Annotated in this window: 21 protein-coding genes and 1 other RNA gene; 18 read left to right on the top strand and 4 right to left on the bottom strand. The window is 65.3% G+C overall.

Translation table 11 applies throughout. The features are described 5' to 3' along the window. Nucleotides 1-5: 5 nt before the first annotated feature. From ACIPUD_RS01055 to ACIPUD_RS01070, 4 genes are all read left to right on the top strand, one after another. Nucleotides 6-1,592 carry a DHA2 family efflux MFS transporter permease subunit gene (locus tag ACIPUD_RS01055; RefSeq protein WP_085349098.1) on the top strand — a complete coding sequence of 529 codons (1,587 nt, stop codon included), beginning with the start codon at nucleotides 6-8 and terminating at the stop codon, nucleotides 1,590-1,592. A gap of 326 nt (nucleotides 1,593-1,918) precedes the next feature. Then, nucleotides 1,919-3,718: an ABC transporter ATP-binding protein gene (locus ACIPUD_RS01060; RefSeq protein WP_162496552.1), complete on the top strand. Its 1,800-nt coding sequence runs from the start codon at nucleotides 1,919-1,921 to the stop codon at nucleotides 3,716-3,718. 64 nt (nucleotides 3,719-3,782) lie between these two features. Next, nucleotides 3,783-5,189 (top strand): MATE family efflux transporter, encoded by a 1,407-nt coding sequence (locus tag ACIPUD_RS01065; RefSeq protein WP_085349096.1) that lies wholly within the window; start codon nucleotides 3,783-3,785, stop codon nucleotides 5,187-5,189. A 69-nt stretch (nucleotides 5,190-5,258) separates the two neighbouring features. Beyond that, the gene (locus ACIPUD_RS01070) at nucleotides 5,259-6,527 is read left to right on the top strand and encodes an O-antigen ligase family protein (protein ID WP_446480001.1); all 1,269 of its coding nucleotides are present in this window, start codon (nucleotides 5,259-5,261) and stop codon (nucleotides 6,525-6,527) included. Here the strand turns inward: ACIPUD_RS01070 and ACIPUD_RS01075 are convergent. Next, nucleotides 6,524-7,267 carry a sulfite exporter TauE/SafE family protein gene (locus ACIPUD_RS01075; RefSeq protein ID WP_204512078.1) on the bottom strand — a complete coding sequence of 248 codons (744 nt, stop codon included), beginning with the start codon at nucleotides 7,265-7,267 and terminating at the stop codon, nucleotides 6,524-6,526. The two genes, ACIPUD_RS01070 and ACIPUD_RS01075, sit on opposite strands and share 4 nt — an antisense overlap. Before the next feature lie 230 nt (nucleotides 7,268-7,497). On the opposite strand from ACIPUD_RS01075, the gene ACIPUD_RS01080 reads away from it, so the two are divergent. Then, nucleotides 7,498-7,755, top strand: coding sequence for a hypothetical protein (locus ACIPUD_RS01080; protein WP_446480002.1), 258 nt, complete (start codon nucleotides 7,498-7,500; stop codon nucleotides 7,753-7,755). 7 nt (nucleotides 7,756-7,762) lie between these two features. Here the strand turns inward: ACIPUD_RS01080 and ACIPUD_RS01085 are convergent, their stop codons facing one another. Further along, complete coding sequence (locus tag ACIPUD_RS01085) at nucleotides 7,763-9,133, bottom strand: aminotransferase-like domain-containing protein (RefSeq protein ID WP_247475512.1); 1,371 nt, start codon at nucleotides 9,131-9,133, stop codon at nucleotides 7,763-7,765. A gap of 49 nt (nucleotides 9,134-9,182) precedes the next feature. On the opposite strand from ACIPUD_RS01085, the gene ACIPUD_RS01090 reads away from it, so the two are divergent. Then, entirely contained in the window at nucleotides 9,183-9,647 is a 465-nt protein-coding gene (locus tag ACIPUD_RS01090; protein WP_162496554.1) for a DUF983 domain-containing protein, read from the top strand. Nucleotides 9,648-9,719: 72 nt separating this feature from the next. Next, entirely contained in the window at nucleotides 9,720-10,433 is a 714-nt protein-coding gene (locus ACIPUD_RS01095; RefSeq protein WP_162496555.1) for an alpha/beta fold hydrolase, read from the top strand. Between the two features lie 55 nt (nucleotides 10,434-10,488). Here the strand turns inward: ACIPUD_RS01095 and rnpB are convergent. Then, nucleotides 10,489-10,968, bottom strand: an RNA gene (gene rnpB, locus ACIPUD_RS01100) — RNase P RNA component class A. Nucleotides 10,969-11,117: 149 nt separating this feature from the next. Between rnpB and ACIPUD_RS01105 the strand changes: the two genes are divergently transcribed. Both ACIPUD_RS01105 and ACIPUD_RS01110 read left to right on the top strand, forming a co-directional pair. Continuing rightward, nucleotides 11,118-11,471 (top strand): YciI family protein, encoded by a 354-nt coding sequence (locus ACIPUD_RS01105; protein WP_018454229.1) that lies wholly within the window; start codon nucleotides 11,118-11,120, stop codon nucleotides 11,469-11,471. A gap of 22 nt (nucleotides 11,472-11,493) precedes the next feature. Then, nucleotides 11,494-12,726 carry an RNA polymerase sigma factor gene (locus tag ACIPUD_RS01110; protein WP_247475511.1) on the top strand — a complete coding sequence of 411 codons (1,233 nt, stop codon included), beginning with the start codon at nucleotides 11,494-11,496 and terminating at the stop codon, nucleotides 12,724-12,726. 119 nt (nucleotides 12,727-12,845) lie between these two features. Here the strand turns inward: ACIPUD_RS01110 and ACIPUD_RS01115 are convergent, their stop codons facing one another. After that, nucleotides 12,846-13,628, bottom strand: a complete 783-nt coding sequence (locus ACIPUD_RS01115) for an N-acetylmuramoyl-L-alanine amidase (RefSeq protein WP_106945339.1) — start codon at nucleotides 13,626-13,628, stop codon at nucleotides 12,846-12,848. Between the two features lie 523 nt (nucleotides 13,629-14,151). Between ACIPUD_RS01115 and rsmH the strand changes: the two genes are divergently transcribed. The 9 genes from rsmH to murG all read left to right on the top strand — a co-directional run bounded on the left by rsmH (nucleotide 14,152) and on the right by murG (nucleotide 25,496). Further along, entirely contained in the window at nucleotides 14,152-15,141 is a 990-nt protein-coding gene (rsmH, locus tag ACIPUD_RS01120; RefSeq protein WP_247475510.1) for a 16S rRNA (cytosine(1402)-N(4))-methyltransferase RsmH, read from the top strand. A 3-nt stretch (nucleotides 15,142-15,144) separates the two neighbouring features. Next, entirely contained in the window at nucleotides 15,145-15,537 is a 393-nt protein-coding gene (gene ftsL / locus ACIPUD_RS01125; RefSeq protein WP_007600843.1) for a cell division protein FtsL, read from the top strand. After that, nucleotides 15,534-17,288, top strand: a complete 1,755-nt coding sequence (locus ACIPUD_RS01130) for a peptidoglycan D,D-transpeptidase FtsI family protein (RefSeq protein ID WP_446480003.1) — start codon at nucleotides 15,534-15,536, stop codon at nucleotides 17,286-17,288. The genes ftsL and ACIPUD_RS01130 overlap by 4 nt, the downstream gene beginning before the upstream one ends. An 84-nt stretch (nucleotides 17,289-17,372) precedes the next feature. Further along, nucleotides 17,373-18,845: a UDP-N-acetylmuramoyl-L-alanyl-D-glutamate--2,6-diaminopimelate ligase gene (locus tag ACIPUD_RS01135; RefSeq protein WP_446480004.1), complete on the top strand. Its 1,473-nt coding sequence runs from the start codon at nucleotides 17,373-17,375 to the stop codon at nucleotides 18,843-18,845. Further along, nucleotides 18,842-20,221, top strand: a complete 1,380-nt coding sequence (locus ACIPUD_RS01140) for a UDP-N-acetylmuramoyl-tripeptide--D-alanyl-D-alanine ligase (RefSeq protein ID WP_085361405.1) — start codon at nucleotides 18,842-18,844, stop codon at nucleotides 20,219-20,221. Before ACIPUD_RS01135 ends, ACIPUD_RS01140 begins: the two co-directional genes overlap by 4 nt. Before the next feature lie 161 nt (nucleotides 20,222-20,382). Beyond that, nucleotides 20,383-21,486, top strand: a complete 1,104-nt coding sequence (gene mraY, locus ACIPUD_RS01145; protein ID WP_007600847.1) for a phospho-N-acetylmuramoyl-pentapeptide-transferase — start codon at nucleotides 20,383-20,385, stop codon at nucleotides 21,484-21,486. Nucleotides 21,487-21,493: 7 nt separating this feature from the next. Beyond that, on the top strand, nucleotides 21,494-22,894 hold the full coding sequence (gene murD / locus ACIPUD_RS01150; RefSeq protein ID WP_018454237.1) for a UDP-N-acetylmuramoyl-L-alanine--D-glutamate ligase: 1,401 nt from the start codon (nucleotides 21,494-21,496) through the stop codon (nucleotides 22,892-22,894). A 238-nt stretch (nucleotides 22,895-23,132) separates the two neighbouring features. After that, nucleotides 23,133-24,284: a putative lipid II flippase FtsW gene (gene ftsW / locus ACIPUD_RS01155; protein WP_018454238.1), complete on the top strand. Its 1,152-nt coding sequence runs from the start codon at nucleotides 23,133-23,135 to the stop codon at nucleotides 24,282-24,284. Nucleotides 24,285-24,395: 111 nt separating this feature from the next. Next, a complete protein-coding gene (gene murG / locus ACIPUD_RS01160; RefSeq protein ID WP_085349085.1) occupies nucleotides 24,396-25,496 on the top strand; it encodes an undecaprenyldiphospho-muramoylpentapeptide beta-N-acetylglucosaminyltransferase in 1,101 nt (366 codons plus the stop codon). Nucleotides 25,497-25,624: the final 128 nt, after the last annotated feature.

Here is a 25,624-nt window from a genome sequence, read left to right on the forward strand (position 1 = left end):
AGACCATGGCGAACGCCACGACCGCTTCACCTGCCATGATGGCGGACCCCGCTTCGGAGCGCATCGCGCCGAAGCGGCTGTTCGCTTTCATCATCATGGTGTTCGGGATGTTCATGTCGATCCTGGACATCCAGATCGTCTCGGCGTCCCTGAGTGAAATCCAGGCCGGCCTGTCGGCAAGCTCTAGCGAGGTCTCCTGGGTCCAGACCGCCTATCTGATCGCCGAAGTGATCGCGATCCCGCTGTCGGGATTCTTGTCGCGCGCCTTCGGCACGCGGCTGTTGTTCGCAATCTCGGCGGCAGGCTTTACCGCATCGAGCCTGCTCTGCGGCTTCGCCACCACCATCGAGGAGATGATCCTGTGGCGCGCGCTGCAAGGTTTTCTCGGCGCCGGCATGATCCCGACGGTGTTCGCCTCGGCCTACACCGTCTTCCCACGCACCAAATTCCACATCGTCGGTCCCATCATCGGGCTCGTCGCAACGCTGGCTCCGACCATCGGGCCAACTGTCGGCGGCTACATCACCGACCTGATGTCCTGGAACTGGCTGTTCTTCATCAACATCGTGCCTGGCATCGGCATCACCATCGGCGTGCTGGCGCTGGTCGATTTCGACGAGCCGCATTTCGAGTTGCTCGACCGTTTCGACTGGTGGGGGCTGCTGTTCATGGCCGGCTTCCTCGGCACGCTGGAATACGTGCTGGAGGAAGGCCCGCAATATGAATGGATGCAGGACCCCTCGGTCGCGATCTGCGCCTGGATCTGCGGCATCTCGGCGATCGCCTTCTTCTGGCGCGTCTTCACGGCGGCCGAGCCGATCGTCAATCTACGCACCTTTTCCAACCGCAATTTCGCGATCGGCTGCGTCCTTCAGTTCTGCATCGGCATCGGCCTCTACGGCCTGACCTACATCTATCCGCGCTACCTCGCCGAAGTGCGTGGCTACAGCGCACTGATGATCGGCGAGACCATGTTCGTCTCGGGCATCACCATGTTCCTGATCGCGCCGGTGGTCGGGCGTCTCATGGCGAAGTACGACATGCGCTACATGATCGCGTTCGGGCTCGTCGTGTTCGCGCTCGGCTCCTACCAGATGACCTGGATCACGCGCGACTACGATTTCTATGAGTTGCTGATTCCGCAGATCCTGCGCGGCATCGGCATGATGTTCGCGATGGTGCCGACCAACAACATCGCGCTCGGCACGCTGGCGCCCGACCGGGTGAAGAACGCCTCGGGCCTCTTCAACCTGATGCGCAATCTCGGCGGTGCCGTAGGTCTCGCCGTCATCAACACCGTGCTCAATGACCGCACCGATCTGCACATTACGCGCCTGCAGGAGCGTGTGACCTGGGGCAACGCGACCGCGACCGAAACCCTGACCATGTTCATGCAGAAGTTTCAGGGGCTTGGCGATTCCACGCTGATGGCGATGAAGCAGCTCAGCCAGCTCGTGCATCGCCAGGCCGTGGTGATGGGCTTCGGCGATGCTTTCTTCATCCTGACGCTGTTCTATCTCGGCCTCACCCTGCTCGTCACACTGTTGAAGAGGCCGGCCTCGCCGTTCGGCGCCAGCGGCGACGCGCACTAATTTGCAACACTCGTGCGTGATCTCGCGCGAGCCCCGTTGCAAATCACCGCTGACACATCTATAAAGCGCACCTCATTCCATCGAACCGGGAGGATTTGCATGATTTCGTCGCATTCGCAGATCGCACGCCCGCGCTCGATGATGTTCTGGCTCGGTATGTGCTCGGCCTCCTAGAGGCCTCTTCCGCCAGCTTCGATTGGGCTCCTGGTCCCGATCGCCCCGCTTCCCAAGTCAAAACCAACTTTAAGTGACGCCGTCTCGGCCCTCGCGGCCGGCCTGCGTCCATCAATGGAGCCGGCCCGCGCCATAAGCGGCCGGATGATGCCATGACCGCTCTGTCAAAAAGGCCCGCGGCGATACGCGTGGTGCTGCCCTTCGTGTTCCGGCACTGGCTGAAGCAGCCGGGGCGTACCCTCATCGTCGCCGGCGGCTTGTTGGGTGCGACCATCGCCGACCTGTTCATGCCGGTCTTCTCCGGACATCTGGTCGACGCCCTGACGCGCGGCCCATCCGATTCCGCCGCGCGGCACGCGGCGCTGATGGCATTGGGCGGTATCGTGGCGCTGGGCGCAGCCTCCATGGTGCTGCGGCTGACCGGCCTCCAGGCCATCGTGCCGTTCTCGCTAAAGATCATGACCGAGGTCGCGCAGGAAGCCTTCATGCGCGTGCAACGGTTCTCGACCGACTGGCACGCCAACTCCTTTGCGGGATCCACGGTGCGCAAGGTCACCCGCGGCATGTGGGCGCTCGACCTGTTGAACGACACCATCTTGATGGCGCTGGCGCCGTCGCTGCTGGTGCTGATCGGGTCGATGATCCTGCTCGGCCTGCACTGGGCCTCGCTTGGCGCGGTGATCGCGCTGGGCGCGCTGGCCTATGTCACGATGACGGTGCTGTTCTCGACGCGCTACATCGCGCCGGCCGCGCGCATCTCCAATGCCTGGGACACCAAGGTCGGCGGCACGCTGGCGGATGCGTTGACCTGCAACGCGGTGGTGAAATCGTTCGGCGCGGAAGCGCGCGAGGATGCGCGGCTTGCCCGTGTCGTCAACCGCTGGCGCGTGCGCGTGCGGCGGACCTGGCTGCGCTACAACTACACCAATCTGGCGCAGCTCTCGGTGCTGCTGGCCCTGCGTGCCTCCGTGATCGGCGGCGCCGTGCTGCTGTGGATGTCGGGGCGAGCCTCGCCCGGCGACGTCACCTATGTGCTGACGAGCTACTACGTCATCCATGCCTATTTGCGCGACGTCGGAATGCACATCAACAACCTGCAGCGCTCGGTCAATGACATGGAGGAGCTGGTGGCGATCCACGACGAGCCGATCGGGATTGCGGATGCGACGGACGCGCGGCCGATGCCGATCGAGCGCGGCGAGCTCGTGTTCGACGACGTCACGTTCCATTATGGCGGCCATCATGCGCCGCTCTATGACGGACTGTCGGTCACGATCCGCGCCGGCGAACGCGTCGGTCTCGTCGGCCGCTCCGGCTCCGGCAAGACCACCTTCGTCAAGCTGGTGCAGCGGCTCTACGACGTCACCGGCGGCCGCGTTCTGATCGATGGGCAAGACATCGCCAAGGCCACGCAGCATTCGCTGCGCAGCCAGATCGCGGTCGTGCAGCAGGACCCGATCCTGTTCCACCGCTCGCTCGCCGAGAACATCGCCTATGGCCGGCCCGGCGCCAGCCTGGAGGCGATCGAGCAGGCGGCACGGCTGGCCAACGCGCATGACTTCATCCTGCGCCTGCCCAAGGGCTACGGCACGCTGGTCGGTGAACGCGGCGTCAAGCTCTCCGGCGGCGAGCGGCAGCGCGTGGCGCTGGCGCGCGCCTTCCTGGCGGACGCGCCGGTGCTGATCCTGGACGAAGCGACCTCGAGCCTCGATTCGGAATCCGAGGCGCTGATCCAGCAGGCGATGGAGCGGCTGATGCGAGGCCGCACCTCGATCGTGATCGCGCACCGGCTCTCGACGGTGAAGAGCCTCGATCGCATCCTGGTGTTCGACCGCGGCGAGATCGTCGAGCAAGGCACGCATGCCAAGCTCGCGGCCAGGCCCGGCGGCATCTATCGCGGCCTGTTCGAGCGCCAGGTGGTGGAGCTCGGACAGATCGCAGCAGCGGAATGAGTGGCGCGCGGCCGGCGGACCAATGTCGGCCGCGTCGCCAAGGAATCGGTCAAGGACGGGTGACATGAAAGACCTGACCAACGGCTCCGTCGCGAAGCACATTCTGGGCATGGCACCGCCGATCATGGTCGGTATGGTCACGATCATGCTTTGCCAGCTGGTCGATCTGTACTTCGTCTCGGGCTTGGGCGATGCCGCGGTCGCGGGCGTGGCGGCGGCCGGCAATGCCGGCTTTCTCATCAACGCGCTGATGCAGGTGCTCGGCGTCGGCGCGGTGTCGTTGATCGCGCATGCCGTGGGACGCAAGGATCGGCCGGATGCCAATTTGATCTTCAATCAGGCGATCGTGCTGTCGGTGCTGTTCGGACTGTTGACCCTGGTCGCAGGCGCGGCGCTGTCGCGCGCCTACATGCATGCGATCGCCGCGGACGAAGCCACGATCGAGGCGGGGACCACGTATCTGCTGTGGTTCATGCCGGCGCTCGCGTTGCAATTCGCGAGCCAGGTGATGGGATCCGCGCTGCGCGCTACCGGCATCGTGCGTCCCACGATGCTGGTGCAGGCGCTTGCGGTGGCCATCAACATCGCGCTGGCGCCGGTTCTGATCGCGGGCTTGGGCACGGGCTATGCGCTCGGCGTTGCCGGTGCGGGGCTGGCGAGCTCGATCGCGGTGTTGATCGGCGTCGTGATGCTGCTTGCGCATTTTCGTAAGGTCGAACGCTATGTCGCCTTCAATCCGGCGCAGTGGCGTCCGCAGGCGCAGCATCTGAGGCGCATCCTCAATGTCGGCCTGCCTGCCGGCGGCGAGTTCGCGATGATGTTCATCCTCATGGCGGTGGTCTATTTCGTGCTGCGCGATTTCGGTGCGGCGGCGCAGGCCGGTTTCGGGATCGGACAACGGGTCCTGGGCCTGATCCAGATGCCGGGGCTTGCAGTTGCGCTCGCCGCTGGGCCGATCGCCGGCCAGAACATGGGCGCCGGAAAAGGCGAGCGCGTGCGCGAAACCTTCGTCAAGGCGGCGCTGATCACCAGTGTCGTGATGATAGGCTTCATGTGCCTCGCGCAGTTGAAGCCGCAGCTCCTGCTCTCGGGGTTCTCGAACGACCGGGAAACCATGGAGATCGCGTTCCTGTTCCTGCGGATCATCTCGCTCAACATGGTGGCGCAGGGCGTGATCTTCACCTGCTCGAGCATGTTCCAGGGCCTCGGCAATACCAAGCCGGTGCTGTGGAGTTCGGCAACGCGCGTGCTCACCTATTCGCTGCCGGCGATCTGGCTGTCGACGCGGCCGGGCTTCCGGATCGAGCACGTCTGGTACCTGTCGATCGCGGCAACCACGCTGCAGGCGGCCCTGAGCTTGTGGCTGCTACGGCGTGAATTCAGGAAGCGCCTTGCCACGCTCCGGCATGAGAAGTCCCCGGAGCCGGCTGCGCCCAAGCGCGTGGCGTCTCCTGTACGCGCGCCAGCGTAGCGATCGCTTGTCCCCGCCCCACGGCTGCGGCAAACTTGCCGCGCCGTGGGGATCGGCTGCAGGGGCCAAATGACCGAGGTGTTGAACGAGCAGCGGCCCAATTCCTGGCTCGCCGCGATCTGGGCGGCACGCTATCGCACGCCAGCCCGCTCCGTCGCGCTGATCGCGTTGCTGTTGCCGTGGACCACGACCGGGCTCATTTTCGCGCTCATTCCCTGGCTGATCGCGTTCGCGTTCCTCGACCTTCGCGAATTTCCGCGTTCGCTGCTTCGGGCAATCTGCCTGCTGCCGATTGCGCTGGTCCTACTCGCCGCCATCGGCACGCTCTGGTCGGATGCGCCGTGGCCGGACCGAATCCATGCGATCGGCCCGGCGGCGAAGCTGCTGGTAATTCCGCTTCTGATCTACCAGTTCGAGCGTTGGCCGTTTGGCGGCTGGGTGTTTTCCGCGTTCCTGGTATCCTGCACGGCACTGATGCTCTATTCCTTCGCCGTCGCCGTCGATCCCGCATTGTCGCTGAAACTCTATCTGTCGCGCGGGCCCTACAAGGTCGAAAGCGGGATCGCGGTGCGCAATTATATCGACCAGAGCCAGGAGTTCGCGCTCTGTGCGATCGCGCTGGTCTACCCGATCGTGTCGCTGCTGCGACGAGGCCGCTACCGCGTCGCGGCGCTGTTCGTGGCGCTCGCGATCGGATTCCTCGCCAACATGATGTTCGTCGTGGTCTCGCGGACAGCGCTGGTGACGCTGCCGATCCTGATCGTGGTCTTCGCGCTTTTGCATTTGCGCCGCCGCACCGCACTCTTCGCCGTCGGCGCGATGGGGCTGTTGGCCGTGCTGCTGTGGACCGCCTCGCCGCGTCTGCGCGCAACAGTCGCCAAATTCAACGGAGACTATGAGGTCAGCATCGCCGGCAATGATGTCAGCGGCATGGGGTCACGACTGGAGTTTTGGCGCAAATCGCTGGCGTTCACCGCGGACGCGCCGCTGCTCGGTCACGGCACCGGGGCGATCCGCGGCCTGTTCGCGCGCGCGGCTGTCGGCGAGAGCGGGGTTCGAGCGGAAATCGTCGGTGATCCCCACAACCAGACGCTCAATGTCGCCGTGCAGTGGGGCGCGTCGGGCGTCGTGATCCTCTATGCGCTCTGGTTCGCGCACCTCTCGCTGTTTCGCGGAGAGGGGCTGGCCTGCTGGGTCGGCCTTCTGGTCGTGGTGCAGAACATGCTGTCCTCGCTGCTCAACTCGCATCTGTTCGATTTCGCCGAGGGCTGGATCTACGTGCTTGGCGTCGGCATTGCCGGCGGCATGGCGCTCGCCGCGAAGACAATACGGAGTTAGTGCGTGCCCAAACTGTTCCAGACCAGGCCGAGGCCCGACAGGAACAACAGACCGAGCACGACATCGCCGAAATGCTTGTCGCTCAGCGCATGATAGACGCGCGCGCCGGCCCATGCGCCGATCAGCGTGCCCGGAAATGCGATCACTGCGAGCCAGACCACCTTGAACGCGACGAGGCCCGAGGCGGTCTGCAACACCAAGGCGGCGGCGAGCACGGTGAAATTGAAGAGCTGGAAGATGCCGCGCCGCTCGTGCTTGTTCCAGCCTCGGATGTTTGCCCACAGGATCGGAAGTGGCCCCGACAGTCCGGCAAGGCCACCCAAGATGCCGCCGGCAAAACCGATCGCGCCGTCGGCAATGCGGCCGCCGAACGTGACGGCGAGCGGCCGCTTGTTCAGATAGAGAGCCGTCGAAAAAACAAGGATCAGCACGCCGACGCTCAGCTTGAACACTTTTGGATCGGCGGAGGCGACCAGCATGGTGCCCAGCGGCACGCCGAGCAGTCCTCCAATCAGGAACGGCCAGACCAGCGAGAGATCAAAACTCTTCCACATCGACGGCAGCGTCGAGCTCTGCGCGATCACCGAGCAGATCAGCACCAGGGGCACCGCGAGCGAGGGCGGCAGCACGTAGAGCCAGATGCCGAGCGCCATCAGCGCCGTGCCGAAACCGGCAAGGCCCGAGACGAAGCCCCCGGCCAGTGCGCCGAGCAGCAGCAGCCCGTAGGTGAGTATTTCCAACAGATTGTCCCTGTTATCTTGACGATCCCGAACTGTTGATCGCGATCGCTCGCATAGCACAGCTGCGGCCGTGCAGGTCAATTTCAAAACCGCACGCAAGCGTGATCCCCAACGGCGGGCGTTCGCGAAAGACAGGCCTACATGACGCTCGTACTTCAAACTGGGGGCCCGCTCGACGCCATCATGCGGTTCGATCGGCCAGTCTCCCGAATGAAATATGGAGAAGGACGATGACCCGCACGAAGATTGCCGTCGCGGCCGCACTAGTGTCGGCGGCGGCCTTGATGCCGATCATGGCGCAGGCCCAGTTTTCCGAGCCTGCTGCCTATCAGGCTGCCCATCCCGACCGCGACGTTCTGAATGGCGGCCAGCTCACGCCCGCCGCGCGCGGGGCTCTCGGCCAGCCGAGCGATGCCTACGCATCGCAAGCTTATCCATCGGCTGTTGCGCCGGTCGTGCGCTCCCACCATCGCCGGCAGCATCGATAGGTATTTGCTAGACGATCTGCCGGGTGTCGGCGGGCCTGTGCAGCGCGCTCACGAGGATGCGCAGCGCCTCCGTCAATTCCGCCCGGTTGCGCGCCGCGCCTAGCGAGACGCGTGCCGCGTGTGGTGCGGTCCCGTCGACGGTGAAGGCCTCGCCGGCGACGACTGCCAGTCCATTCCGCAGCAGATGCGCCGCGACATCGGGACGGTCCTCCGGCAGCCGCAGCCACAGATGATGCGCGGCGGGCTTGGCCTGGAACTCAAATCCCTTGAGCGCCCGTTGCGCGAGCTGCTGGCGGCCGATCGCCTCGCTTCTGATGGCGGTGATGATGCGGTCGGCGATCCCGGTCTCGATCCAACGCGTCACCAGCGCGACCATCAGCGGCGCCGGCATCTGCACCGTCGCCTGCAAAGAGCTACGCATCTCCCGCTGCGAGCTGCCGTCGGGCGTCACTAGATAGGCGACCCGTAGTGCGGGCGCGATACATTTTGACAGCGTGGTCGCGAGATATGTCTGATCCGGAATGAGATTGGCGATCGGCGATGCCGAGCGATCGAGCAGCCCGTAGGCATCGTCCTCGATCAGAATCGTATCGGCATCGTTGATGATCTTGGCGATGGCGCTGCGGCGCTCGGGGAGAAGCGTCGCGGTGGTCGGATTGTGCAGCGTCGGAATGAGATAGACCGCTTTCGGTCTATGCGTGCGGCAAGCCTTTGCCAGCGCCTCTGGCAGGATGCCGCCGTCATCCATCGCGACGCCGACAAGTCTGACGCCGAGGCGCGCGGCGGCGGCCCTGATGCCGGGGAAGGTGAGGGCTTCCGTCAGCACGATGTCGCCGGGCCGGGCGAGGTGGGCGAGCAGGTTGAACAGGATCGTCTGTGCGCCGGGAAAGATCACGAGCCTGTCGGCATGCGCATGCGGCACGCGGGGGCGCATCCATCGCGCCGCGACCTCGCGCTCGTGTGCGCTGCCGCCGGGCGGCTGGTAGTTGAGATGCGCGGTCAGGCCCGATTGCGCGCGGATGGCTTCCATCCCGGCGATGATGCGCTCGTCGAGCTGCGCTTCGAGAGGTTGCGGCGGCACGTTCATCGAGAGGTCGATCGCGACGGGATGCGGCAGATCGACCACGCGGCGCGCGCTGGTCTCCGACACGAACGAGCCCTGGCCGACCCGGGCCTCCATGATGCCGCGGCGCCGCGCCTCGGTGTAGGCGCGTGTCACCGTGGTGAGGTCGATGCCGAGCGCCTTTGCCAGCGCCCGCTGCGTCGGCAATTGTTGGCCGCGCACCAGCCGGCCGGCGGCGATGTCGGCCTCCATGGCTTCGACGATGCGCTGATAGCGCGGCCCGCTCAGCTCCGAAATTGTAGGGGTCCAATCCATGCAATTAAGGCCTATATCCTTTGAATGTATGGACGCAAGATATTATTGTATGGATCGTAGAAAAGGAAGAGGTGGGGTCATGGCAACCGGTTCAGTCTCTCTGGCAAAGGCGATGTGGCGCGGATTTCGCGGCAAGTGCCCGAACTGCGGCGAAGGCCACGCGTTCGGCCGTTTCCTGAAGGTGGCGGATACCTGCGACCATTGCGGCGAGGAGCTGTTCCACCAGCGCGCCGACGATTTCCCGGCCTATCTCGTGATGGTCGTCGTCGGCCATCTCGTGGTGCCGGCAATCCTCGCGGTCGAGACCGCCTATGCGCCGGCCGTCTGGCTGCAACTGGTGGTGTGGCTGCCGGTGACGTTGTTCGCTTCGCTCGCGCTGTTGCAGCCGACCAAGGGTGCCATCGTCGGGCTGCAATGGCAGATCGGCATGCATGGTTTTGAGGCGGGCAAGCTGCGGCGCGAAGCTGGTCGGCCTGCAGCCGTCCTGGTGAAGGTGAACGCGCGCGCGGCTTAAGGGGCCGTAGCGTTTACATCGCGGGACCGGCCGCTACACTCCATCGTACAAACAAGAACGATGGAAACGCCGATGGCCGCACGCTCAAAAACCTTCCTGCTTTGTCACGGCGCGTGGTCCGGCGGGTGGGCCTGGAAGAAGATGCATCCGTTGACGGCAAAGGCCGGCCATCGCCTCATTGCGCCGACCTATACCGGGCTCGGCGAGCGCGCGCATCTGGCCAGTCCCGCGATCGATCTCAACACGCACATCCAGGACATTCTCAACGTCATCAGGTTCGAGGATCTCGAGGACATCGTGCTCCTCGGCCACAGCTATGGCGGCATGGTCGCCACCGGTGTCGCCGATCGCGCGCGCGAGCGGGTGACGCAATTGATCTATCTCGACGCCTTCGTGCCGCGTGACGGCCAATCGCTGTTCGATCTCCACGAGGGCGGGCGCGAGCCGATGCGCAAGGCTGCAAGCTCAGGCGACGGCTACCGCATCCCGCCGAACCCGCCGCCGCCGGATACCCCGCAGGCCGATCTCGACTGGCTCAACGCACGCCGGATCAACATGCCGATCAAATGCTTCGAGACGAAGCTAACGCTCGAACATGGCGAGCCGGCGATGCCGCGCAGCTACATCTATTGCACGCGCATTCCGCCGGGCGACGTGTTCGGGCAGTTCGCGAAGCGCACCAAGACCGAGGATGGCTGGCGCACTTTCGAACTCGATGCGAGCCATGCGCCGAATGTGACAGCGCCGGAGGCGCTGATGGGTGTGTTGCAAGAGATCGTCGGATAGCAAGCCCCCAAATGGTGAGGGGCCCGATGCAGTCAGCATCGAACCCCTCGTTGAAGATATCAGCCGGCCTCTAAGCCGGGTTCTGTAGGGCACCGTCCGCTTGCGCGAACGATACGTGACGGCCATTCCTCTGGGACCATGTTTGCACATGGCCTCGAGCAACCTACCCGGACGGCGGGCCTGACATCGCCCCGCGGCGTTATCGCTTTCGCGAACACTCCGCTATGCCGTCCCTATTCGGTTTTGCTCCCGGTGGGGTTTACCATGCCGGCTCCGTTGCCGCAGCCGCGGTGCGCTCTTACCGCACCTTTTCACCCTTACCTGCCTACGCAGCTTGCGCTGCTACGGCACGGCAGGCCCGAGGGCTTGCCGCGCCAAAGCCCCGAAGGGGCGACGGCGGGCGGTTCGTTCTCTGTGGCACTTTCCCTGGGGTCGCCCCCGCCGGACGTTATCCGGCACCGTATGTCAAGGGAGCCCGGACTTTCCTCCCCGGCGGCCTTTCGGCACTTGCCGGAGCGGCCGTCCGGCCGACTGACGGCTTACGCATGAAGCATTTGTGTCGGTTCCGCAAGCCGATATCGCCATGCACGGTTCGCCCGAAATAATTTATCCTGAAGATGTCGTTGGGCGCGTGTCCCGTTCGACTGGATGTCGGCGATCCAGCCGTGCAACAGGAGTTAAGCGATGCAGTATTTGCTGATGATCTACCAGAACGAAGCCGAGTACGCGAATATGCGTCCGGCGGCCGGCCAGCAGATGACGGCGGAATATCAGACCTTCACGCAAGGCATCATCCAGAGCGGCAATTTCAAGGCCGGCGACCGTTTGCAGCCGACCACGACCGCAACGACCGTCCGCGTGCGCGACGGCAAGACGCTGACGACCGACGGCCCGTTTGCCGAAACACGCGAGCAGCTCGGCGGCTATTACCTGGTGGAGGCCAAGGATCTCGATGCTGCGATCGAGATCGCGTCGCGGATTCCGTCGGCGCGTATCGGCTCGATCGAGGTGCGGCCGATCTGGGTCTACGACAAGTGACGGCGCCGTCGCGCATCGGCGCATGACGCTGTCCGAGATCGACAAGATCTTCCGCGACGAGGCGGGGCGGGCGCTGGCCACGCTGATCCGCCTCGTCGGCGATTTCGATCTCGCCGAGGACGCGCTCCAGGACGCCTTTGCGGTGGCACTGGCGCGCTGGCCGGCGTGCGACGTCCCCGACAATCCGCGTGCTTGGCTGGTCAATGTCGCCAGGCACAAGGCGATCGACCGTATCAGGCGCCAGGCCGTTTTCCGCGGCAAGGAGCAGGCGCTCGTGCACGAGCTCGAGCTGAACGCGCAGGCGCCCGCCGAGCCGCCGGCAATGCTCGACGACGACATGCTGCGGCTGATCTTCACCTGCTGCCATCCTGCGTTCGCGCCCGAAGTCCAGGTCGCGCTGACGCTGCGCACCGTCTGCGGGCTCTCCACGGCGCAGGTCGCGCGCGCCTTCCTCGTCACTGAGGAGGCGATGGGGCGGCGTCTCGTCCGCGCCAAGCAGAAGATCAGGCTCGCCGGCATTCCCTATGAGGTCCCCGAGCGCGACACGCTGGTGCCGCGGCTCGATGGTGTGCTTGCCGTGATCTATCTCGTCTTCACCGAAGGCTACGTGGCGACGTCCGGTGCGGATTTGATGCGACCCGATCTTGCCGCCGAGGCGATCCGGCTTGGCCGCTTGCTCGACCGGCTGCTACCCGATCGAGCCGGGATCAAGGGCCTGCTGGCGCTGATGCTGCTGCACGATGCGCGCCGCGCAGGGCGCCAGACCGCCGCCGGCGACATCGTGCTGCTGGAAGAGCAGGATCGTTCGCAGTGGGACCATGCACAGATCGAGGAGGGTCTGCGCCTGGTGGACGACGCACTGCGCGTGCCCGGCCGGCCGCAGCCGTATGCAGTCCAAGCCGCGATCGCTGCGCTGCATGCGCGTGCGCCGAGCTACGAGCAGACAGACTGGCCGCAGATTGCCGGGCTCTATGAAGTGCTGCTGCGGATCAATCCGTCGCCGGTGATCGAACTCAACCACGCGGCGGCGGTGTCGATGGTCGATGGGCCCGCGCGCGCGCTCGATCTCGTGGATGCGACCGCCGCACGCGGCGCGCTTCATGGCTATGAGCTGCTGCCAGCGGTGCGGGCGGATTTGTTGCGGCGGCTCGGCCGGAATGAGGAGGCGCGCGAGGCCTATCGCGCTGCGACGGAGGCGACGCAATTAGAGCCGCTGCGACGACTTTATGCGCGAAGGATCAGGGAGATGAACTGAGTTTCCGTCATGGCCGGGCCGTCCCGGCCATCCACGTTCTTCCTGCGCGACAAAGACGTGGATGCCCGGGACAAGCCCGGGCATGACGGAGCAAGAGGTCACGTTCTCGAAGACGTCAGCTACTTCGTCGCGATGGTCGTTGTCTCCTGAGGGAGACTCCCCAACAGCGCCTGCAAGGTCGAGAGCGTCGAGTGATCCGCGACCCCATCCAGTCGCGCCGGGCGGAAATGGCGCTGGAACGCGGTGACGACTTCCATGGTCGCGGCGTCGTATTTGCCGGTGAGGGGAACGCCGTAGCCGTATCTGGCGAGCGCTTGCTGCAGGCTCAGCACCTCGTCGCTGATGGTGCCGAGCATCAGGCTCTCGCCGCGCACGACCGGTGCGGGCGTGACCCAGTGGCCGACGCCGGAATTGGCCAGCGAATGCCACGGAAATTTCTCGCCGGGATCTTTCTTGCGCGCGGGCGCCACGTCGGAATGGCCGAGCACCCGGTGCGCGGGCACCTTGCGGCGGAGCATGATGCCGCGGCACAGCGCGATCACGGCGGCGATCTGGCGCAGCGGAAACTCCGGATAGCCCCAGTCGTGGCCGCGATTGACGATCTCGATCCCGATCGAGCAGGAATTGATGTCGTCCTCGCCGGACCAGGACGAGACGCCGGCATGCCAGGCGCGCCTGGCCTCCGGCACGCATTGCACGATGCGGCCGTCTTCCAGCACGACATAATGTGCCGATACCTCTGTGCCCGCGGAGCAGAGCCGCGCCAGCGCACCTTCGACGTCGGGCATGCCGGTGTAGTGCAGCACAATCATATCGGGTTGGCGGCCCTTGTTGCGGTCGCCATGGTTCGGTGAGGGGATGATGTCGGAGACGATCGAGGAATCCGGCTCGAACGTCCGCATGTTCGCGGCGGCTTTGGGAACCGGCAGAACGCGTTGACGCTTCGAATCAGATCCAGACGGCGTGGACGAACCGGACGACATAAATAGCTCGAGACAGACAGAGAGTGGGCCAAGCCCTTTTCTTTACTATTCCTTTACCCTCCACCGTGCGCAACCGCGCGACGAGGTTAACGGATGCATTTTGGCGCATGTGTGTGGATGAAGCATCACCGCCGCGTCAGCTTTTCGACTTGTCGCGAGCCGATCAACGCTTTCTTAACGCTAAGGGCCGTTACTGAGAGATGAAGAGCCGACCCGCGTCCGGAGGCGGCCAAAGCGTATTTTGGCTCGAAATCCCATGGCTGCCCGACAAATTCCAAGGGGAATACTGGGTTGGTGGCCCGGGACGACCGGGCACGGTAACCATATCGGACGGGGGTTGGGTCGTGGAACCGCCGCGACGCGGAATCATTCGAGGCGTTATGAGCTTGTTCGTCCCCGATCTCACTTGGGAGTCCGGCGGGGCGATCGGCAGGCCTGGCGCATGAGCTCGGCTCCGCACATCCCCGTTCTTGGCCGCGAGGCCATCGACCACCTCGCCCCGCGCGAAGGCGGCCTTTATATCGACGCGACCTTTGGTGCCGGCGGCTACAGCCGCGCGATCCTCGACGTGCCGGGAACCCAGGTGATTGCCATTGATCGCGACCGTACTGCGATCGAGGGCGGCGCCGAGCTCGTCGCACGCTCGGCGGGCAGGCTGACCCTCGTTGAAGATCGTTTCTCCAACCTCGCCGAGGTCTGCGCGGCTCAAGGCATCGATAGCGTCGACGGCGTCGTGATGGACGTCGGGGTATCCTCGATGCAGCTCGACCAGGCCGGCCGCGGCTTCTCGTTCCGCCTCGATGGTCCGCTCGACATGCGGATGGGGCAGGCAGGCCCGACTGCGGCCGATGTCGTGGCGCGCTCCTCGGAAGGCGATCTCGCCGACATCATTTATCTTCTCGGCGAAGAGCGGCAGTCGCGCCGGATCGCCCGCGCTATCGTCGCGGACCGTCAGGAGACGCCGTTCACGACCACGCGCGCGCTCGCCGAGCTCGTCGGCAGGGTGGTTCGGTCCAAGCCCGGCGATATTCACCCGGCGACGCGGACGTTCCAGGCCCTGCGCATCTTCGTCAACGAAGAGCTCGAGGAACTCCAGAGCGCGCTCATCGCTGCCGAGCGCGTGCTCAAGCCCGGTGGTCGCCTCGTTGTCGTCTCGTTCCATTCGCTGGAAGACCGCATCGTCAAGAATTTCCTTAGCCTGCGCAGCAAGACGGGTGGTGGCTCACGCCATTTGCCGGAAGTGTCGCAGGCGGTGCCGAGTTTTCAGCTGCTGACGCGGCGGCCGGTGATCGCGGGCGAAAACGAAGTCGCGCATAACCCGCGTGCGCGATCGGCAAAACTGCGCGCCGGCGAGCGCACCTCGGCGCCGGCGCATGACGAGCGCGAGCAATCGTCCTGGCCAAAACTCTCCGACGTCATGAGAGGTGGCTAGCGCATGCGCTTCATCCACCTCCTCGTCATCGGCGCGCTGATCTTCGCGGCAGCCTATGTCTATAGGATCAAGATGGACTCCACGGCGCGCACTGAAAAGGTGCTGCGGCTGCATGCGGAGATCCGCGAGCAGCGCGATGCGATCGCGGCGCTGCGCTCCGAATGGGCCAAGCTCGATGCGCCCTTGCGCCTGCAGGGCCTGTCCGACCGGCATCTGCAGCTCAAGCCGGTCAACGGCACGCAATATGATTCACTGAAGAATCTGCCCGAGCGCCCGCCGCGGATGTTCAGGCCGGGCGAGCCGGATCCGATCGGCGCCATGCTCAACACCATCGAAGCCGCCAGCGATCCCGATAATGTGACGGGCTCCGTACCTCAGCCCGAGGACAAGCCATGAATGCTGTGACCCCGGCCAAACCGGCAGAAAAGCCGACTGAGCCTTGGCGCCAGCGCCTGATCCGCAGCCTGCTGTACGGGCGCAACGTCGATCGCGCGGCCAAGGCGCGGGCGCGCGTCGGCCTGGCGATGCTCGCCTTTGGCGCGGTCTACGCCCTGATCGGCGGCCGGCTCGTGATGTTCGCGATCGGCGCCGACGCCCACGGCGCGCGCCGCGCCGCGGCGCAGGAGGTGGTCGCGACCGCGCGGCCCGACATCGTCGATCGCAACGGCGCGATCCTCGCGACCGACGTCAAGGCGTCGAGCCTGTTCGGCGAGCCGCGTCGCATCATCGACAAGGACGAGGCAATCGAACTTCTGACCGCCACGGTGCCCGACCTCGACGAGGCCGAGGTGCGCGAGCGCCTGAAGACGCGCAAGGGCTTCGTCTGGCTCAAGCGCGAGATTACGGCAAAGCAGCAGCAGGACATCCACAAGCTCGGCATTCCCGGCATCGGTTTCCTGCGCGAGAACAAGCGCGTCTATCCGACCGGCAACGAGGTCGCCCACCTCATTGGTCTCGTCAACATCGACAACCAGGGCATCGCGGGCATGGAGAAGTGGCTCGACAATCAAGGGCTGGCCGATCTCCACCGCGCGGGCTTTGCCACCGACCGGCTGCAAAAGCCGATCGAGCTCTCGGTCGATCTGCGCGTCGAGCACGCCCTGCGTGACGAGCTGCTGAAGGCCAAGGAGAAATACCACACCAAGGCTGCCTCCGGCATCGTCTCCAACGTCAAAACGGGCGAGATCGTGGCGATGGTCTCGCTTCCGGACTTCGACCCCAACAATCCGAAGGAAGCGCACGACCCCGACCGCATCAATCGCCTGACCACCGGCGTCTACGAGATGGGCTCGACCTTCAAGGCGTTCACGCTGGCGATGGCGCTCGATTCCGGCAAGATCAATCTGAACACGTCGTGGGATGCACGCGGAAACCTGCACTACGGCAAGTTCACGATCCACGACAGCCATCCGCTCGGACGCTTCATCAACACCAAGGAAGTGTTCACGTTCTCGTCCAATATCGGCGCCGCCCGGATCGCGCTCGGACAGGGCGTCGAGGCCCACAAGGCATTCCTCGGCAAGATGGGCCAGTTGACGCGGCTGCGCACCGAACTGCCGGAAAGCGCGGCTCCGCTGATACCGCGCCGCTGGGGCGAGCTGAACACCGTGACCATCGCGTTCGGCCAAGGCATGTCGGTGGCGCCGCTGCAGGCGGTGATGGGCATCAACGCGCTGGTGAACGGCGGCTATTTGATTCCGCCGACCTTCATGAAGCGCAGCGAGTCCGAAGCGGCGGCGATGGCCAAGCGCGTGATCAAGACGGAGACCAGCGACAAGATGCGGTTCCTGATGCGGCTCAATGCAGAAATCGGCACCGCCAAGACCGCCGACGTCAAGGGTTACTACGTTGGCGGCAAGACCGGCACGTCGGAGAAGGTCATCAACGGCCGCTATGCCAAGAAGCGCGTGCTCAACTCCTTCACCGCGATCATGCCCTGCGACGATCCGAAATATCAGATCCTGATCATGCTGGACGAGCCCCAGGCGATTCCCGAAACGAAAGGTTTCATCACCTCGGGCTGGAACGCGGTGCCGACCGGCGGCAAGGTGATCGAGCGGATCGCGCCGCTATTGGGCGTCGAACCGCGGTTCGACCTGCCGCCGTCCGAGCGCCTTATTCTTGCAGCATCCAGGACAACCCAGTAATCAACCGGGTGGGCCGTTGCCGCTGCTGAGTCGTGATTTCCCTGCAGATTCGGCGATGCGGTCCGGCATGTCGACTGGAAGACCATGAAGCTGCGCGACCTCCTCGATCAGGACGTTCAGGGCAATGATGCCGCAATCGAGCCCGCGGTCGCGGCGCTCGACGTGACCGGCGTTGCCCTCGACAGCCGCGCGGTCAAACCGGGCGACCTCTTCTTCGCACTTGCGGGCAGCAAGACCGACGGTGCGCGCTTCATCGATGCGGCGATTGCCGCCGGCGCGGTGGCGGTCGTCGGCGACCATGCGCCTGATGGCTGTAAGGTGCCGTTCATCACAGTTGCCAATCCGCGCCGCGCGCTGGCGCTGGCCGCGGCAAGATTTTTTCCCGCGCAGCCCGCGACAATTGCGGCGGTGACCGGCACCAGCGGCAAGACCTCGGTCGCCGCATTCACCCGGCAGATCTGGGAACGACTCGGGCACGCCTCCGCCAGTATCGGAACCATCGGCCTGGTCTCGCCGAAGCGTACCGTCTACGGCTCGCTGACGACGCCCGATCCGATCGCCCTGCACCGGCAGTTGGACGAGATCGCACGCGAGGGCGTCACGCATCTCGCCTTCGAGGCCTCTTCTCACGGGCTTGATCAATATCGCCTCGACGGCGTGCGCGTGTCCGCCGGCGGCTTCACCAATCTCTCGCGCGATCACATGGATTACCATCCGACCGTCGCGCATTATCTCGCGGCCAAGCTCAGGCTGTTCCGCGAACTTGTCCCGCCGGGGGGCGCGGCCGTGATCTCCGCCGATCATGATTGCTCGGCGGAGGCGATCAGTGCTGCGAATTCGCGCGGCTTGCGCGTGATGGCAGTCGGTCGCAACGGCGACGGGGCGGGCGAGGGCATTCGTCTCGCCGGTGCGGAGGTCGAAGGATTTTCGCAAGTGCTCGCGCTCGAACATCGCGGCAAGCGGTATACGATCCGGCTGCCGCTGGTCGGCGAGTTCCAGATCGAGAATGCGCTGGTGTCGGCTGGCCTCGCCATCGGCACCGGCGGCGACGCCGCGGCCGTGTTCGCGAGCCTCGAACATCTCGAAGGCGCCAAGGGCCGGTTGGAGCGCGTCGGAGAGCGCAACGGTGCGCCGATCTTCGTCGACTATGCGCACAAGCCCGATGCGCTGGCGAAGGCGCTGCAGGCGCTGCGTCCCTACGCCAGGCGCAGGCTGGTCGTCGTGTTCGGCGCCGGCGGCGACCGCGATGCCGGCAAGCGTCCGATCATGGGCGAGATCGCCGCCGGCAACGCCGACGGTGTCATCATTACCGACGACAATCCGCGCAGCGAGAAGCCGGAATCGATCCGCGCCGAAATTCTCGCCGCCGCCAAGGGCGCCCGCGAAATCGGCGACCGGGCCGCGGCGATCCGCACCGCGATCGCCGAATTGGAAGATGGCGATGCGCTGCTCATCGCCGGCAAGGGCCACGAGACCGGGCAGATCGTCGGCGGAGAGGTTTTGCCCTTCAGTGATCACGAGGCGGTCGCCGCCGCATTAGCGTCGAGGATTGCATGAGCGCGCCCATATGGACGGTGGCCGAAGTGGCGCGCGCGCTGGGCGCCGCCGGATCGTTCCCGGACACGCCGATCGACTTCGTCACCCAGGACAGTCGGCTGGCGAAGCCGGGCAGCCTGTTCGTCGCGCTGAGCGGCACGCCGAGCGGCGGCTTCATCTCGGCCTTCGCCAGCGCGCGTGACGGCTGGGAGTTCGCGGACAAGGCGGAAGCCTCGGGCGCGGTCGCGATGATCGTGCCGCACGAGATCGCGGGCATCCGCATTCCCCAGATCGTCGTGAAGGACACGCTGATCGACGGGCTCTGGGGCCTAGCGCGCGCAGCACGCGCGCGCTTCAACGGGCCGGTGATCGGGCTCACCGGCAGCGCGGGCAAAACCAGCACCAAGGAATTCCTCGCGGCCTATCCCAATGCCTATGCCAGCCCGTCGAGTTTCAATAATTTCTGGGGCGTGCCGCTGACGCTGTGCAATGCGCGCCCCGATGCCAGTCTCTGGGTCGTCGAGATGGGCATGAACCAGGCCGGCGAGATCGCGCGGCTCAGCGAACTGACGCGGCCGACGGTCGCGCTCGTCGTCAACGTCCAGCCGGTGCATCTGGAGAAGCTCGGCTCGCTCGAAGCCATCCGTCGCGAGAAGGTGTCGATTGCACTCGGCCTGCCCGCGGAAGGCGTGCTGGTGCTGCCCGCCGGGATCAAGGCGCCGGACTGGAAGGGCAAGGTCATACGCTTCGGCGAGAAAGCCGAGGTGCATGAAGTCGCGCACGCGCCGCACGGCGACAGCTGGCAGGTCGTGGCCGCGCTCGGCAAGAAGGAGATCGCGTTCAGCCTGACGCCGGGCGCGCCGCATCGCGTTCAGAATGCGCTGGCCGCGCTCGCATCGATCCGTGCGGCCAACCTCGATGCGGCGACGCTTGCGATCAAGCTCGACCGGGTCGGTATCATGAGCGGCCGTGGCGTCGAGCAGGCGGCCGGTGGCGTCACCGTGATCGACGACAGCTTCAACGGTAATCCGGCCAGCGTGGCTGCCGCGCTGCAAAGCTTGCAGGCGCGCAACACGACCGGTGGCCGCCGCATTGCCGTGCTCGGCGACATGCTGGAGCTGGGCGACGGCGCACCAACCTATCACATCGACCTCGCCAGGCATCTCGACGGCATCGACGGCGTCTATTGCGTCGGACCCCTGATGCGTCACCTGTTCGAGGTGCTTCCAGCCGGCAAGGGTCTCGGTTGGCACGACGACCCCGTCACGCTGAAGCCGGGCGAGGTCGCAAATCTGCTGAGGGCAGGCGATGTCGTGGTTGTCAAGGGCAGCAAGAAGATGTTCTGGGTCAACAAGTTTGTGCCGGGCCTAGTGGCCGCCTTGCAGGCAAGGGCGTAAACTGCTTGGAAGGCGCTGTTCCCGAATCCCCTTTCCGGCGCGAAGCCGTTCGTTTTCTTTAGAGGTCGCCCGACCCGATGATGAAGACCAGCGAATGCGCGTGAGGCAGGTTGACAAGGCCAAGATCAAGGCGCGTGCAAAGGCGCCATAGGACCGTCTGAATGTTTTACTGGCTGATCGAGCTCTCCAACACATTTCCGGGCTTCGGTGCCGTTCGCACCTTCCTGAACGTCTTCCGCTACATCACCTTCCGCACCGGCGGCGCCGTCGTCACCGGCGCGCTGTTCGTATTCCTGTTCGGACCCTGGATCATCGACCATCTGCGCATCCGGCAAGGCAAGGGCCAGCCGATCCGGGCCGATGGTCCGCAATCGCATCTCGCCAAGAAAGGCACGCCCACCATGGGCGGGCTGATGATCCTGTCCGGTCTCACGGTCGGCACGGTGCTGTGGGCCAATCCGCTCAACCCTTACGTCTGGATCGTGCTGGCGGTGACGCTTGGCTTCGGCTTCGTCGGCTTCTATGACGATTATCTCAAGGTGACGAAGCAGACCACGACCGGGTTCGGCAGCAAGCTTCGCCTGCTGATCGAGGCGGCGATCGCGCTGGTGGCCTGCTACGCGCTGGTGCGGCTGAACCGCGATCCCGCGTCGACCGCGCTGACGATTCCTTTCCTGAAGGACACCGTGCTGCATTTCGGCTGGTTCTTCGTCGTGTTCGGCGCCTTCGTCATCGTCGGCGCCGGCAATGCGGTGAACCTCACCGACGGTCTCGACGGCCTTGCCATCGTGCCCGTGATGATCGCGACCGCGAGCTTTGCCATGATCGCCTATCTCGCCGGCAACGCGGTGTTCGCCGACTATCTCCAGATCAAATATGTCGCCGGCACCGGCGAGCTCGCCGTGCTCTGCGGCGCCCTGCTGGGCGCGGGCCTCGGCTTCCTCTGGTTCAACGCGCCGCCGGCCTCGATCTTCATGGGCGACACCGGCTCGCTCGCGCTCGGCGGCATGCTGGGCGCGATCGCAGTGGCGGTGAAGCACGAGATCGTGCTCGCGGTGATCGGCGGCCTGTTCGTGCTGGAGGCGGTCTCCGTCATCGTGCAGGTGGTGTCGTTCAAGATGACGGGAAAACGCATCTTCCGGATGGCGCCGATCCATCACCATTTCGAGCAACTCGGCTGGACCGAGCCGCAGATCGTGATCCGGTTCTGGATCATCTCGGTGATGCTGGCGCTCGCCGGCCTATCCACGCTGAAGCTGCGGTGAGCGCTCGATGATCCCTGTCACGTCCTTTGCCGGCAAGACGGTCGCGGTGTTCGGCCTCGGCGGCTCGGGACTCGCCTCCTGTCACGCGTTGAAAGCGGGCGGCGCCGAGGTGATCGCCGCCGACGACAGCGCCGAGAATGTCGCCAAGGCCGCGCAAGCGGGCTTCATCACGGCTGATTTGCGCAACGTCTCATGGGCGAATTTCGCCGCGCTGGTGCTCGCGCCCGGTGTGCCGATGACCCACCCAGTCCCGCATTGGAGCGTGCTGAAGGCGCGCGAGGCCGCTATCGAGGTGATCGGCGACATCGAGCTGTTCTGCCGCGAAAGGCGCCGGCACGCGCCGGATGCGCCGTTCGTCGCCATCACCGGCACCAATGGCAAATCGACGACGACGGCTTTGATCGCGCATCTCACCAAGGTCGCCGGCTATGACACCCAGATGGGCGGAAATATCGGCACCGCGATCCTGTCGCTGGAGCCGCCGGGCATGGGCCGCGTCCACGTCATCGAGATGTCGTCCTATCAGATCGACCTCACGCCTTCACTCGATCCCTCCGTCGGCATTCTGCTCAATGTCAGCGAAGACCACATCGATCGCCACGGCACCATCGCGCATTACGCCGCGGTGAAGGAGCGACTCGTTGCCGGTGTGCAGGCCGGCGGCACCGCGATCGTCGGCGTCGACGACGGCTTTTGCCGCGATATCGCCGACCGGCTCGATCGCGCCGGCAAGAACGTGGTGCGGATCTCCGTCAAGAATCCGCTGGCCAGCGGCATCCATGTCGAGCACGGCCATATCGTGCGCAATTCGGGCGGCGCGCGCAGCGAAATCGCGGCGCTCGGCGGCATCGGTTCTCTGCGCGGCTTGCACAATGCGCAGAACGCGGCGTGCGCGGCAGCCGCCGCGCTCGCGATGGGCATCGGCCTCGACGTCTTGCAGAACGGCCTGCGCAGCTTCCCCGGCCTTGCGCATCGCATGGAGCAGGTCGGCCGCCGCGGCAACGTGCTGTTCGTCAACGATTCCAAGGGCACCAATGCCGACGCCACCGCGCATGCGCTGTCGTCCTTTTCGGACATCTTCTGGATCGCGGGCGGCAAGCCGAAGGCCGGCGGAATCACCGGCCTCACCGGCTACTTCCCGCGCATCCGAAAAGCCTATCTGATCGGCGAGGCCGCGCAGGAATTTTCGGGCACGCTCGGCACGAAGGTGCCGCACGAGATCAGCCAGACCCTCGACGTCGCCGTCGAGCAAGCCGCATGCGATGCGGAGGCGTCAGGCATCGCTGACGCGGTCGTCCTGCTGTCGCCCGCCTGCGCCTCCTTCGACCAGTATCGCAACTTCGAAATTCGCGGCACCAGGTTCCGCGAGCTGGTGCAGGCGCTGCCGGGCATGAAGCCGGTGGTGTAGGGACGCTGCTGGTTGTTGCTCCGCTGTCGTCGCCCGGCTTGACCGGGTGATCCAGTACGCCGCGGCTGTGGTTATGAACCCTCGACGTCTCTGGAATACTGGATGCCCCGCTTTCGCGGGGCATGACGGGCATTTGAGGTAAGCGCTCGCCTTCATCTCCAATCATCCCCGTTTCCTTAACCCCCCGGTAACCAACCTCGGCGACCAATGGACCGACCTCTGTCCGAAAGCGGCCGCCATGCTCTCCCGTGAAGAACGCACCCCCTTTTCCGAGTGGTGGTGGACCGTCGACAAGCCGCTGATGGGTGCCATCCTGGCGCTGATGCTGACCGGCGTGATCCTGTCGCTGGCGGCGAGCCCGCCGGTTGCGACCCGCATCGGGCTCGATCCCTTCCACTTCTTCAGCCGCCACGTGCTATTCCTGGTGCCGTCCTGCATCGTGCTGCTCGGGGTGTCCTTCCTGTCGCCGCGGGCGATCCGTCGCTCGGCGCTGATCATTTTTGCGGTCAGCATCGTCCTGATCGTGCTGACGCTCGCGATCGGCCCCGAAGTAAAGGGCTCGCGGCGCTGGATCACGCTACTCGGCCTCAATATCCAGGCCTCCGAGATCGCAAAACCGTCGTTCGTCGTCATGGCCGCCTGGCTGTTCGCGGAATCCACTAGGCGGCCAGAAATGCCGGCGACCTCGATGGCGCTGGTGCTGCTCTTGATGCTGGTCTCGCTGCTGGTGATGGAGCCCGACTTCGGCCAGACTATGCTGATCCTGATGGTGTGGGGCTCGCTGTTCTTCATCGCGGGCATGCGGATGATCTGGGTGTTCGGGCTCGCCGGCCTCGGCGCCGCCGGACTGTTCAGCGCCTATCTTTTTGTTCCCCACGTCGCCGGCCGCATCAAGCGCTTCATGAATCCGGCCTCGGGCGACACCTTCCAGGTCGATACCGCCATGGAGGCCTTCTACAATGGCGGCTGGTTCGGCCTCGGACCGGGCGAGGGCATCGCCAAGCGCAGCCTGCCCGACAGCCACACCGATTTCGTGTTCGCGGTTGCCGCCGAAGAGTTCGGCATCATCCTGTGCCTCGCGATGCTGGCACTGTTTGCTTTCGTCGTCATCCGGACGCTGTCGCGCGCCTATGCCAACGAGGACATGTTCTCGCGCTTCGCGGCCTCGGGCTTGGCGATCCTGTTCGGCGTGCAGGCCGCCATCAACATGTCGGTCAATCTCCAGCTCATCCCCGCCAAGGGCATGACGCTGCCCTTCATCTCCTATGGTGGCTCCTCGATCGTGTCGCTGGCCTATGGTGTCGGCATGATGCTCGCGCTGACGCGGCTGCGCCCGCGCACCGAAGTCGAGGCGAGCGGCCACGCCGAGGCGATGCGCAGCTACGCATAGTTTTTCGTCATTGCGAGCGAAGCGAAGCAATCCAGAATCTCTCCGCGGTGGCAGTCTGGATTGCTTCGCTGCGCTCGCAATGACGAAAGAGTCCTTGTAAAACTCGCCACCATGGACACCTCCCCCCTGATTCTTCTCGCCGCGGGCGGCACCGGCGGCCATCTGTTTCCAGCCGAGGCGCTCGGCGTCGAGCTGATCCGGCGCGGCTTCCGCGTCCGCCTCGTCACGGACGAGCGCGCGCTGCGCTACAGCGGACTGTTCACCAAGGACATGATCGACGTCGTCTCGAGCGAGACTGCGCGCGGACGCAATCCGCTGCAGCTCGCCTATGCCGGCCTGACGCTCGCGGCCGGCACGCTGTCCGCCTACAGCCTGATCAAGCGACTGAAGCCGGTCGCCGTCGTCGGCTTCGGCGGCTATCCCACGCTGCCGCCGCTGGTCGCCGCAAAATTCGCCGGCGTGCCCGGCATCATCCATGACGCCAATGCGGTGCTCGGCCGCGCCAACCGGTTCCTGTCGAGCCGCGTCCAAGCCATCGCGACGTCGTTGCCCGGCGTGCTCGATCGCGATCCGGCGCTATCAGGCAAGACCACGACGGTCGGCACGCCGATGCGTCCGGCGATCCTCGCCGCAGCTGGCGTGCCATATGCTGCGCCTGAAGTGAACGGTCCGCTGCGCCTGCTCGTCGTCGGCGGCAGCCAGGGCGCGCGCATCATGGCCGACATCGTGCCGGGCGCGATCGAGCGCCTCGAGCCTGCGCTGTGGAGCCGGCTCGTCCTCACCCAGCAGGTGCGCGACGAGGATATGGCGCGCGTGCGTGCGGTCTACGACAGACTGAAGATCAAGGCCGAGCTCGCGCCGTTTTTCACCGATCTTCCGGCACGGCTGGCCTCCAACCATCTGGTGGTGTCGCGCTCAGGCGCCGGCACCGTGGCCGAACTTGCCGCGATCGGGCGGCCCTCGATCCTGGTGCCGCTGCCGGGCGCGATCGACCAGGACCAGTTCGCCAATGCCGGCGTGCTGGCCAAGGTCGACGGTGCGATCCGCATTCCGCAGACCGAGTTTTCCTCCGATCGCCTCGCCGCCGAGATCTCCGCCTTCGCCGCCGAGCCCGCGCGTCTTGCCGCCATGGCGCAGGCCGCCCGCGGCGCCGGCCGGCTCGACGCAGCGGAGCGGCTGGCCGATCTGGTGGCCAAAATCGCGGGAATCTGACGCGAAATCGGCCGGAATTCCTACTTTTGCCGTCATGGCCGGGCTTGTCCCGGCCATCCACGTCTTGCAAGAAGTGGTAAGGATTCGTGGATGCCCGGGACGAGCCCGGGCATGACGAAGGGAACTGC

This window comes from Bradyrhizobium sp. CAR08 (assembly GCF_052871955.1).